The sequence below is a fragment of the Acidimicrobiales bacterium genome (genome assembly GCA_036273495.1).
In the GTDB taxonomy this organism is placed as follows: Bacteria; Actinomycetota; Acidimicrobiia; order Acidimicrobiales; family JAJPHE01; genus DASSEU01.
In genome coordinates this window covers 17,530-29,363 of record DASUHN010000222.1, presented here as the reverse complement: position 1 = coordinate 29,363, position 11,834 = coordinate 17,530, and the positions used below count along the sequence as shown (strand labels likewise).

The 11,834-nt window shown below is 73.0% G+C and carries 7 protein-coding genes; 1 reads left to right on the top strand and 6 read right to left on the bottom strand.

All coding sequences use genetic code 11. The annotated features are described in order from the left end of the window. The 4 genes from VFW24_09460 to VFW24_09445 all read right to left on the bottom strand — a co-directional run. Positions 1-2,570: hypothetical protein (locus VFW24_09460; GenBank protein HEX5266988.1), on the bottom strand; the 2,570-nt coding region annotated here is incomplete at its 3' end. Then, the gene (locus VFW24_09455; protein HEX5266987.1) at positions 2,567-4,612 is read right to left on the bottom strand and encodes a hypothetical protein; all 2,046 of its coding nucleotides are present in this window, start codon (positions 4,610-4,612) and stop codon (positions 2,567-2,569) included. The genes VFW24_09460 and VFW24_09455, both read right to left, overlap by 4 nt. A gap of 204 nt (positions 4,613-4,816) precedes the next feature. Beyond that, on the bottom strand, positions 4,817-6,874 hold the full coding sequence (locus VFW24_09450) for a glycosyl hydrolase family 18 protein (protein HEX5266986.1): 2,058 nt from the start codon (positions 6,872-6,874) through the stop codon (positions 4,817-4,819). A gap of 84 nt (positions 6,875-6,958) precedes the next feature. After that, entirely contained in the window at positions 6,959-7,093 is a 135-nt protein-coding gene (locus VFW24_09445) for a hypothetical protein (GenBank protein ID HEX5266985.1), read from the bottom strand. 119 nt (positions 7,094-7,212) lie between these two features. Here VFW24_09445 and VFW24_09440 point away from each other — a divergent pair, with 119 nt between their 5' ends. Beyond that, positions 7,213-8,238 (top strand): hypothetical protein, encoded by a 1,026-nt coding sequence (locus VFW24_09440; GenBank protein HEX5266984.1) that lies wholly within the window; start codon positions 7,213-7,215, stop codon positions 8,236-8,238. A 37-nt stretch (positions 8,239-8,275) separates the two neighbouring features. Here VFW24_09440 and VFW24_09435 read toward each other — a convergent pair whose 3' ends face one another. Together VFW24_09435 and VFW24_09430 are read right to left on the bottom strand one after the other, a co-directional pair. Further along, positions 8,276-9,610, bottom strand: a complete 1,335-nt coding sequence (locus VFW24_09435) for a hypothetical protein (protein ID HEX5266983.1) — start codon at positions 9,608-9,610, stop codon at positions 8,276-8,278. A gap of 34 nt (positions 9,611-9,644) precedes the next feature. After that, positions 9,645-11,777 carry an ATP-binding protein gene (locus VFW24_09430; protein ID HEX5266982.1) on the bottom strand — a complete coding sequence of 711 codons (2,133 nt, stop codon included), beginning with the start codon at positions 11,775-11,777 and terminating at the stop codon, positions 9,645-9,647. Between the last annotated feature and the right edge of the window lie 57 nt (positions 11,778-11,834).

The window sequence follows — 11,834 nt, the reverse complement described above, 5'->3', positions numbered from 1 at the left end:
ATGGTGGTGACTCCGCCGACCACGGTGGATACCTCGACGGTGACCGGGGTGGTGGCCCCGGCCTGACCCACGTCGAGAAGGTTGCCCGAGCCGCTGGCCACGAAGAGCGTCCCGCCCGTCCCCGAGGGCTGGAACGTGGTGTGGCCGGCGCTGGGCCCGTCGAAGGTCCCGATGTCGCTGAAGCTGTCGGTCCCGGCCGTGCCGGTGCCACCGGTGGCGACGGTGATCGCCGTCACCGTCGCCGCCCCGAGGTCCAAGGTGTTGGCGGCCTGGGTTCCGGTGCCGGTGAAGGTGTAGCCCCCCGTCGAGCCGGCGGTGAACTTGGTGCCGCCACCGGAGCCGGTGAAGCTGGTGAAGGTCGGCCCGAAGCTGATGGTGGCGGTGCCGAGGGTGACCTGGCCGTTGGCCGGGTCGGTGACGCTGATGGTCAGGGCGGTGGTGAGAGCCGAGAAGTTGAGGGTGGAGCCGGCGGCCGCCCCCGACAGGCTGAGGGTGGTGACGGCGGAGAAGTGGTTGGTCCCCACCGTCCCCGAGACCACCGAGGCGCCGTTGGAGATGCCCACGGTGCCGACCGTCACCGTGGAGGCGCCCGACAGCCCGGACAGGTCCAAGGTGACCGGGCCGGGGGCGTTGGCCGCCCCGGAGAAGCTGGCGCCGGTTCCCGACAGGGTGAAGGTGGTGCTGGTGCCGCTCGGGCCCCCGACATAGCTCGACACCGCTCCCCCGGTGAGGGTGGCGGTGGCCGAGCTGGCGTCGGGCCCGGTCACGGTGACCGCGCCGGTGCCGGCGTTGGCGGTCGTGCTCGACCCGGCCAGGTTGATCCCGGCCAGGTTGAGCGTCGAGCCGCCCGTGGCCGGGGTCGGCACCTTGATCGACCCGACGTCGCCGAAGCCGACCCTCGACGCCGAGGTCCCGGCCCAGGTGAGCGAGCCGGACAGGCCGCTGTCACCCGAGGCGTAGCCGGTCACGTTGACCGACACGCCGGTGGCCTGCGCGCTCGCGTTCTGGGCTCCCGACACGTCGAGGGTGTTGGCCGAGCCCCGGCCGTTGAAGGTGAAGGCGCCCGAGGCGGGGGCGGTGAAGGTGGTGTGGCCGGCGCTGGGCCCGTCGAAGGTCCCGATGTCGGTGACCTTGATGTCGCCGCCACCGAATCCGCTGACCGTCCCGGAGGGACTCGACACCGGGGTGATGACCAGGCCCGACGGCCCGTCGCCGAGGTTGAGGCTGTTGCCCGAGCCCTTGCCGACGAAGGTCAGTCCGCCGGAGTCGGCGGTGAACGCCGCCGAGCCGGCGGTCGGGCCGGTGAAGGTCGTGAAGGTGGAGTCGAATGAGACATTCAGGGCCGCACCGGCCGAGAACCGGTCGGTCTCGGTGTTGACCGAGACGGGGGCGTTGGCGCCGCTGAGGTCGAGGCCGGCACCCGCCGACCCCGTGAAGGCCCCGATCCCGCTGAACGTCACGACCGTCGGCCCGCCCGACGTGACGGTCCCCGCCGCCCCGGCGCTGCTGCCCGGGCCGGTCACCAGAACGTCGGGGTTGGTTACGCCCGAGAGGTCGAGCAGGTTGGTCGACACGCCCTGCCCGGCGACGGTGAACCCGCTGGTCGCCACGTCGAAAGTGGTCCCGCTCGACTTCGAGCCCTTGACCGTGGTCACCCCGGTAAACGTGTCGTTGGCCGCCCCGGCCGTGACCGTCCCCGACGCGCTGCCGGTCAGGCCCGCGACGGGCGAGGTGACCGCGCCCAGGTCGAGCGTGTTGGTCCCCGTGCCGGTGAAGGTGCCGTTCCCGGAGCCGGCCACGAGAGCGGACGAGGCGGAGTTGGCGGTGAGGGTCGACGTGCCGTTGCCGGCGGTCAGCGTCCCGCTGAGGGGGCTTCCCTCGAGGGTCACCGGGACTGTGACCGGGGTGCCGGTGCCCTGGGCCCCGCCGGCGGCGCCGAGGTCGACGGCGGCGGTGGCCGAGCTGGCATCCAGGTTCAAACCGGACACTACGGAGGAAGCGCCGAAGGTCACATCAGGGCTCCCGAGCCCGGCATTGAGGGACAGACCGAGGGAACCGACCGTGGCCGCCGCCGTGAGACCGGGGCTGGTGATGTCGTTGCCCGAGCCGATCCCCTTGGCCGTGACCGTCCCGAGGACCGACGACGCCGGGAAGGCGAAGTGCACGACGTTGAGGACGGTCGTGTGCGCTCCGTCGAACTCCTCCAGGGGTCCGTTGGTGAGGTCGAAGGTGACGGCCTGGCCTGCGACGGGCGTGATCGTCACGGAGGTGGTGTTCGACACCGTCGCCTTGGTCGTGCTGGAGTCGGTCGTGTCGGTGTAGCTGCAGGTGAACTGGGAGCCGCTCGTGCCGAAGAGCAGGTTGCCGGTGAGGTCCCGCGACACGACCACGGCGCCGCTCGGCATGGGAACGGTGAGGGTCCCGGGGTACGGCGTCGCGCCGCTGAAGTCGCAGGGGGTCGCAGCCAGGGCCGAGACGGCGTGGAGAGCAAGGAGGGCGGTGCCACCGGCAAAACCACCGGCGACGCCAGTGGCCACCATGGCCCTCCGGCGGCGGTGAGCCCGGTTCACGGCGCCATCCCGACGATCGGCGCAGTCAGGTTCGTTCCGCCCGCCGAGCCCTCGTAGACGGCGTCGCCGTAGGTGAAGATCCCGCCGTCGCGAGCCGCCAGTAGATAGCCGGCGCCCGACGGGCTCGGGGTCATGCCGACGATCGGCTGCACGAGCCGGAGCGCCCCGGCGGAGCCGTGGAAGCCGGCGTCCCCGTAGGTGAAGACGCCGCCGTCGGAGCCGACCAGCCAGTAGCCCTTGCCATCGGCGGTCGGCGCCATTCCGGCAATGAGGTGCGAAAGGTGCATGCCCCCGGTCGAGCCGAAGTAGTGGGCGTCCCCGTAGGTGAAGATGCCGCCGTCGAGGGCCACGAGCCAGTAGCCCTTGCCGTCCGGGGTCGGCGCCATCGAGGCGATCGACCAGGAGAGGTGGATGGCGCCGGCGGACCCGAAGTACCCGGCGTCCCCGTAGGTGAAGATGCCGCCGTCCGACGCGACCAGCCAGTACCCCTTGCCGTCCGGCGTGGCCGCCATGCCCACGATCGGCTTCGACAGGTGGATGGCGCCGGCCGAGCCGAAATACCGGGCGTCGCCGTAGGTGAAGACGCCGCCGTCCGACGCGACCAGCCAGTACCCCCTGGCGTCCGGCGTGGCGGCCATGCCCACGATCGGCTTCGACAGGTGGATGGCGCCGGCCGAGCCGTAGAACCCGGCGTTGCCGTACGCGAAGACCCCGCCGTCCCGGGCCACCAGGTGGTAGCCGGTGGTGTCGGGGTACACCGCCGGCGGCGGGGTGGCGGGCGGAAGGGGCGCCCCTCCCCCGACCAGCTCCTCCAGGCCCAGACCGGTGGCCGACCCGCTGGACAGCGGCCCAGCCACGACCACGTTGCTGTCGGAGACCCCCGCCGGGTCGAGCACGACCGAGCCGGCGGCCGAGGAGCCACCGTTCGGGGTGGTGACCGACAGGCCGTTGGTCCCGAACGAGCCGTCGCGCGCCCCGCTGGAGTGCAGGCGCTCGACGGCCACGGACCGGACCCCGTGGGCGCCCGTCACGTAGCCGGCCGCCAGCACGTTGCCACCCGGGGACTCGACCGCCACCGCCCGGAAGGCGTCGGCGCCCGTCTCGACCACCTTGCCGCCCGAGCCGAAGCCGGTGTCGAGAGCGCCCGTCGCCGTGAGGCGCAGGACCACCCCGTCCGAGGTCGACTTGTTGCTGTCGAAGGTGCTTCCGCTGACGACGATGCCGCCGTCGGACTGCACCGTCAGCCCGTAGCCGAAGTCGTCGCCGGCGCCGACGGCCACGGTGGCGATCCCACCCGACCCGAAGCTCGGGTCCAGGGCTCCGCCCGTTCCCAGCCGGGCCACCAGGACGTCACTGGCCTTCTTGTTGTTGTCGACGGCGGAGCCGACCACGACCGGGCGGCCGGACGAGTCCAACGCCACGCCTGCAGCGGGGTCTTGGCTCTGCCCCACCGGAACGGTCGCGACTCCGCCCGTGCCGAAGCTGGTGTCGAGGGCCCCGGTGCTGTTCAGCCGCAGGACGGCTATGGCCCGCTCGCTCGGCGCCGCCGGGTTGGCCCCCAGCGAGTAGCCGGCCACCACGACCGATCCGAAGGCGCCGACCGCCACGCTGTCGAGCTCGTCGTCCTCCGCGGCACCGGCCTGGGGCAGGACCTGCTCGGTGACCCGGCCCCCGGAGCCGAACGACGGGTCGAGCTGACCGCTCGGGGTGTACCGGGCCAGGGCCATCTCCCGGCCGCCGGAGGACAGGAACGCCGTCCCGACGACCAGGGCGTAGCCCGACAGTGGCGTGCCGCTCGGATAGGTGGCCACCGCCTCCGCCTCGGACCCCGACGTCCCCGGGAACGAGGTCACGACCGTGCCTCCGCCGAAGGCGCGGTCGATCCGACCGCTGGCCGTGAACCGCGCCGCCGCGAAGTTCGGGCCGGCTGCGGAGCCGACGGCCACGAGCTCACCGGACTTCGCGTCCAGCGCCACCCCGGCGGCCGTGTTGGCGCCGGAGGAGGTGTCGACGACCACTCCGTTGGTCCCGAAGGTGGGCACCGGGGAGCCCGGTGCGGGCGTCGCCGCGACCGCGCGCTGACCCGGCCCGGCGATCGCCCCGGTCAGAAGACCGAGCGCGCCGATACCGAGGACCTTCCCGCGCCGCGCGCCCCGGACAGACATCTCGAGCGACCGTATCGACGGCACCTGTCCGCTTTGGACCTGTTGCCGAAAGGTCTGCCCGAACGGGCCAGGGGGACGGCCTCATGGGCAGCCCATCGGCGTGCCGAAACCGTGGGCCACCTTGGTGAGGTCCACTCCCAGGGGGTGGCCCAGGTAGGCCTCGGTCGCGGCCTGGAGCGCCCCCGCCTCGGCCTGGACGTCGACCAGCATGGTGCACACCGTCGAGATCTGGGGAGACGGATCCGGCGTCCCGTTGTCGCTGCAGCCCGCGGCCAGTCCCTCCACCGCCGACACCAGGTCGACGCCGAGCGACCGCCCGAGGCGCGTCTCGGCGTACCGCTGGAGGGGTCCGGCCTCGGCGGCGACCGAGGTGAGGACGCTCGTGAACCCGGCGCAGTTGGCGGGGGCCGGGACCACGTTGGCGGTCACGCCGTTGCAACCCGCTCCCGCCGCCGCCCGGCCGACCTCACCGGCCAGCGCCGTCGGCAGGGGGCCGGCCGCCCCCTGGATCACCGCGGCGAGCTGGGCCATGCCGCCGAGCAGGGCGCAGGCGTCCGGGCTCGGGCCCGACACCGGGATCGGGGCCGGCTTGCCTCCGACACAGCCGGCCGTCGCCTCCAGGGCGGTCACGGTGTCCCGGAGGTTGGCGGGGCTGGCGCCGCCGCCCTGCTGCTGGGCGGCGGTCTGCACCGTGGACATCAGCGCCGGCTCGTAGGCGAGGAGCGAGCAGAGGGCCGCCGACGGGAGCTTGCCGGCGACCGGAGAGGGCGGAGGCGGGGCGGCGGGCCCGGCGGCGGGAGACTCGACCACCTGTGGGGCCGCCCCTCCCGCTCCGGCCGAGGCCACCGCCGCCGGCGAGGGCGGCGGGGCGGCCACGTAGGACCGGACCGGCGCCGACTGCCCGGTGATGGCGGCCAGCATCGACGGGTCGCTGCCGTCCATCCCCAGGGCCCACACCCCGACGCCGCCCAGCCCGGCCTTGGTGGCCGCCGCCACCTTGAGGGCGATCGACTGCGGGTTGTCGAAGTAGGCCTCATACCACTGGCCGTCGGACTGCCAGGCCGTCCACGGGGTCTGGGTGGTCGGGTCCCAGTACGTGGGCCGGCCGGCCTGGTGGATCTGTGAGTACGACAGCGGGAAGATCGGGCCGGTCGGGCCGGCGTTCAGCCAGTTCCCTGCCGTGGGCCAGGCGTAGCCGTAGAACGGGATGCCCAGCAGCACCTTGGAGGCCGGCACCCCCTTGGCGAACGTGGTGACGAGCCCGGAGTCGGTGTAGCCCGGCCCGCTCAAAGGAGCCGTCGGGGAGGGCGTCGTCCGGCTGCCCATGTCGTAGGCCATGACGAACAGGGCGTCGACCTTGCTGGCGAGGGCGGCGGCGTCGAAGAATCCCCCACCGTCGAGGGAGCTGGCGTACACGTCCACGGTGAGCTGCCACCTGGGGTCGACGGCCTTGAGGCGGGAGGCCACGTCCCCGATCAGGCGGACCAGCCCGCTGCGGTCGGCCGAGCCGGTCCCCTCGAAGTCGAAGTTGACCCCGTCCATCTGCTCGGACGACACGAGGTGGGCCAGCTCCCCCGCCAGGCGGGCCGCGGCGGCCGGGTCGGAGGTGATCCGGTCGAGGTTGGCCTGGGAGAAGCACTCGACGCTCAGCACCACCCGGTCCCCGGCGGCGTGGGCGTTGTTGATCAGGTTGACCAGCTCGGCGCTCTGGTAGCCCTGCCACCCCGCGCCCGAGCGCGACACCGATCCGTCGCCGTTGACGTCCAGGCCGAAGTACGCCAGCGTCGACGCCGAGCCGACGGCGGTGGTCCCCGCCGACGAGAGGCTCCAGTACGGGGCAAAGGCGAAGACCTCGTGGGGCCGGATCGGCGCCGCCTGCGCCACCGTCGGCGGGACGGGTTGGGGCGGGGAGGTGGCGGCGTGCAGGGTCACGACCTTGGGCGCCGTGGACAGCGCCGCCGCCAGACCGGGCGCCTGGGAGGTGCTTACCGAGGGCCAGGGGCTGGTGCTGTCGGCCAGCCGCGCCTGGCGCGGGGCCGGGTCGGAGGACGACAGCGCCCGCGTGACTAGGGCCGTCGTCGTGAGCAGGGCGACGGCCAGCGCGCCCCCCAGCGCCCGGCGGACCGCGGAGGAAGACATTCCTCAATCACGATTAACACGGACCCTGGCGGTTGCACCCTGCCGCGGGGCCGACTCTGCCCGTTCGGGCAGGGGGGATTGCGCCTAGGCGGCGGTGCGCCGGCCGAGCGAGGCCAGGCCGGCCAGGAAGGTGTCGACCACCTCCCGGTTGGAGGTGGTCAGATAGCAGTCCACGAAAGCGTCCCACGCCGGCGTGCGCGCCGGGCGGACCGCCTCCACTGACCTCCTCCTGCCTGCACGTTCCATGATCCGGACTTCCCCAACGGGCAATTCACCCAAACCCGAACGGGCTGATTATAGGTACGCGTCCGTCGCGCCCTGGCACACTCCGAAGCGCAATGGTCGGCGCACGATGGCAGCGGGCCGCGGCGGCCGTCCTGGTGTCCCTCGGGGCTGCGGCGTGCGCGACATCCCCCGGGCCCACCAAGAACAGCAGCGTGGCGCTGGTGCCGCCCATCCCGTCCACCACGACCACGATGCCCCCCGTGGCGGCGCCGCCCGCGGTCGTGGCGGCGCCGACGACGACCCGGCCGCCCACCACGACGACCACCGTCCCGCCGACCACGACCACGGTGATCCTCGGGCCGAGCGGGTGCCCGATCTCGAGCCTCAGTGGAACCGGGCTCCCGGCCAACGCCTTCGACGTGACCCAGGCGACGCTGGACGCCGAGGGCGGGGGCAAGACCGACCACATCTACGTGTACGCGGTCCCGTCGCCCCAGGGGGCGCCCTTCCGGCTGCGCCTGGTGCTCTCCACGGGTTACACGGTCGAGACCCAGCTGTCCTCGGTCGGACCGGTCTCGGCCCAGGCCGCCGCCGCCGAGGGAGATCCGATCGCCACCGCCCTCGGGGGCTTCGACGTGGCCGGGCGGGGCCACGAGATGGCCTTCGTCCAGGTCGACCGGGTCGGCGCCGAGGCCACCGACGCCCTCTACGACTTCTCCGGGTGCGGGATGCTGCCGGTCACCGACGCCACCAGGCACACCATGGACCTGGTCGTCGGGGGCAACTCCAGCCGGTACGACGCCTTCGGCTGCGGGCGGGATGCAAACACCCACGTGCCGTTCGTGCAGACCGAGTCCGCCGTGAGCATCGACGACGGGGCCAACTACAACCTCACCACCACGATCTTCGACTTCACCAAGGACCAGCTGATCCAGAGCCAGACCGAGTCGACGACCTACACGCCCCCGGCCGGGGCCAGCACGTCGGCCCCGCCTCAGATGACCACCCTGGAGTGCGGGCAGTGGGGCTCGGTCGGCTCCCCGAACACCCCGCCGTCGACCACCACCACGACGACAACCACGGCCGCGGGACCGACCACCACCTCGAGCAGCTCGTCCACCACCTCGACGACCCGCTAACAGGCCGGCCCGGCCGCCCCCTCCGGCCCGGCCACAGCTAGACCGGGCTCGTGCGGTAGAGCCGCTCGATCTCGGCGGCCACCTCGGCCGGTGCCGGCTCTTCGGCGTTCTGGACCGCTTCCTCGGCGGGCTGGTCCGTCTCGAGGTTGTGACTCGGGTCCGAGTCGCGGGCCGGGGGCTGCTGGGCCGGCTCCTGTTCCTCGAGGTTGTAGAACTCGGCAGCGGCGGCCGAGTTCGGCGCCGTGCGCTGCTCCTCGAGGTTGTAGAAGGACTCGGACGCGGGCACCGAGGTCTGCTGAGCCAGGGCCTGGTCGACGTGGTTGTAGAGGATCGGGTCCGAGTCGTCGGCCGGCTGCGCCCCGACGGCGGTCTCCCCACCCGTCTCCTCGGAAGGGTTGGCCGGATCACCCAACCCCTTCCGCCGGGCCAGGGCCGCCGCCGCCGCGAACCAGTTGGCATTTCGCTCCCGGTCGGCCCGGATGGCCTCCAGGGGCTGGTTCATGATCCGGGTCTTGGCATCACCGCTGAGGGTGGGGTCCTGGGCCTGCTGGCGCGCCGCCTCCATCTCCTTGCTGTGGGCCAGGAACTGGAGAGCCGGCACCGATCGCATGCCGGGTGAGGCCGTGCGGTCCGCCTCCCGCCGGTCCCCGAGGAGCTGCAGGCCCACCCCGCCCATCTCCACCCCGGACCGGTCCAGCTGGGAAACCGCCTGGTGCAGGGCGGCGACCGGCGGCCGGTAGTGGCCGCTGCGGTTGCTCATCATGCGCAGTTGGCCCTGGTCGACCTCCATCTCCCCGGCAGCCATCACGTCGTTGCCGGCGAGCATCGTCGAATGATGGACCCGCTCGGCGTCGCTCCACTGGCTGGAGTCGTCGGAGACGTTGGGATTGATCCGGTGGAACTCGGAGCCGACGTCGAGCGAGCGCATCTTGCCGTCGGCCCCCATCACGAAGATGTTGCGGCCCTCGTCCCGGCTCATGCCGACCGGCATGGTCGACTTCGACGTGTCCAGCAGCTTGCCGTCGTTCCCGGTCAGGAGGGTCCGCCCGTCCTTGGCCCGCGACGTCGACATCATGTAGCGGGACTGTTCTTTTTCGGAGCGGGCAAAGTGGGTCTTCTTCCCCCAGACGGAGTCGAGCACCGCGTCCCCGCCCATCTCGGACTCATCCGGGTGGTGGTTGCTGAGCATCGTCCGGGGCCCGGTCGTGCCCGAGGGCCAGGCCTTCGGGACGAGCTGCTGCTGCAGGGCCTTGGTGGTGAGACGGTTGCCGATGGCCCCCTGGAGGCCTTCACTCCCGTCCTTCTCCTGGGCCGCGCCCTGACCCTTGCCTCGTCCCCTCAGGCGCCGCCACAGCTTGCTAAGGAAGCCCATCTCATCCTCCTCGCCGGGTCGGGCCCGGTTTCGCTCAGACCCTGACCAACCCGAAGTAGCGACCGAACTCGGCTTCGGTGCACAGCCGTCCCAGCTTGCGGTACTCCCGCCCGGTGGCCCACACCAGATCGTCCATGCAGACCGGGCGCCGCTCCGGCGCGGCGCGGTGGGCGGCGGCCAGGCAGATGTTGCGGATGTCCCCTCCCGTCAACACGAAGGATCGCGACAGGAACTCGAGGTCGAGGTCCCCCGCCCGGGGCAGGGTGGCCGGAAGGTGGGCCTCCCAGAGCCGGCTCCGCTCCGCCTCCTCCGGCTCGGGGAACACCACGAGGGCGTCGAGGCGGCGGGTGAAGGCCTCGTCGAGGTTGGCCTGCAGGTTGGTCGCCAGCACCGCCACGCCGTTGAACTGCTCCATGCGCTGCAGAAGGTAGGCGACCTCGACGTTGGCGTAGCGGTCCTTGGCCTCCTTGGTCTCCGACCGCTTGCCGAACAGGGCGTCGGCCTCGTCGAAGAACAGCACGCCGTTCACGCCCTCGGCCTCCTCGAAGATCCGCTCGAGGTGCTTCTCGGTCTCGCCTATGTACTTGTCGACCACGGTCGAGAGGTCGATGGCGTACAGGTCGAAGCCGAGCGAGCTGGCGATGGCCTCGGCCGACAGCGTCTTGCCCGTCCCCGACGACCCGGCGAACAGCGCCGTGACGCCCTGCCCCTTCGACCCCTTCCCCCCCATCCCCCACTCGCCCCGGACCACGTCGCGCCACCGCGCCCACTCGGAGATCTCCTCCAGCTGGACGAGCACCCGCGGTGGCAGCACCAGGTCGGCGAAGGTGGCCCGGGCAATTATCCGCCGGGCCCGCGCCTCGAGCCGTCCGGCATTCTGGGCCCGGACACCGTCGCGCAGCAGCTCGGCGTCGACGGGACGTCCCGCCGCCGCGGCGTGGAGCCCGGCGGCGCGCCCCGCCCTCCACACCTGCTCGGGGGTGAGCGTGTACTGCGCCGTGGCGCCGGCCCGGTCGAGGTCGTCGGCCACCGGGACGTGGTCCAGGACCTCGGACCACACCCGGTCACGGACGGCGGCGTCGGGATGGGGCGCGTCGACCACGAGCGGCACGGCGTTCGTCCACGCCGGGTCCCAGGCCCCCGATCCGGTGAGGACCACCGGCGCCGGCGCCCCCACGAAGACCTGGGCCACCAGCGGGTCGACCGCCGCCAGCACCTCCAGGGGCCCGACGACCAACGCCGACAGGGTCAGCGCCGCCTCGCGCACGCACGCCACCGCCAGGTCCCGGGGGCTCGAACCGAACGCGGCCAGGTCCGGGGGCAGGCGGCGGAGGTCGAGCCCCAGCGCCCGCACGCCCATCCGGGCGAAGGCACCGGCCGCCGCCGAGCCCGCCGCCGTCCCGGCCCGCTCGCGCAGATAGAGCAGCCAGATCCCGTCCTCGAGGGCGCGCACGATCTCCTGAGTGACCGGGTACTCGGCGCCCATCAGCACGGTCGTCAGGCTCCCCACGTCCGGGTCGGGCCCGTCCTGGCCGAGCAGGAAGGCGATCACCCGGTCGGGCACCCGGAGGGACCTGGTCAGCAGGGGACGCTGGGCGTCCTCGACCATCATCAGCCCCCAGCGCACCAGGGGCGCGTCGGGGTGCAGGCGGCGGTGCCCCGCGGCCGACATGCCGTGATGGCCGGACAGCTCGAGGGCCAGCCCCACGCTGGCCCGCCTCCGGCTGAGGTCGTCGTGCAGGTACCCGTACAGCCGCTCGAACCGGGGATCGAGGTCGGGCGCCAGCGCGACGAGGAGGATCTCCACGTCGAGCGGGGCCAGGCCGAAGGTGGCAGCCAGCCGGCGCAGCCGCATGTCGGCGCCTTCGGTATGGGCCTGCTCGGCCCGGGCCTCCACTGCCTCCAGGGCACCCGGCGGGCCGCCCTCGGCTGGCCGCGGCAGGGGGAGGCGGAGGAGGGCGTCGATCTCGGCGTCGGACACGAACAGGCCGTGACCGCCGTCCACCTGGGACCACTCGCCTTCCCGCCGGCGCTCGGCGGCGGCGCTCACCCGGAACAGGACCAGCTCGAGCCGCTCGCGGAGATGGTCAGCCGAGGAATCCTCGGCAACCGGTCGGATGCGGGCGCGGGTGGTCGCGCCCGCTGACGTCCTCGCCGCGGGTGCCACTTGGTCATGGTGGAGCCCGGCCGACCTCCCGTCCATGGCCGGCGGGCGGAAGCGACC

What these genes read in the sequence shown, in the direction of transcription:
- VFW24_09450 (HEX5266986.1), bottom strand. Translation starts at nt 6,874, where the DNA reads ATGTCTTCCTCCGCGGTCCGCCGGGCGCTGGGGGGCGCGCTGGCCGTC.
- VFW24_09440 (HEX5266984.1), top strand. Translation starts at nt 7,213, where the DNA reads ATGGTCGGCGCACGATGGCAGCGGGCCGCGGCGGCCGTCCTGGTGTCC.
- VFW24_09435 (HEX5266983.1), bottom strand. Translation starts at nt 9,610, where the DNA reads ATGGGCTTCCTTAGCAAGCTGTGGCGGCGCCTGAGGGGACGAGGCAAG.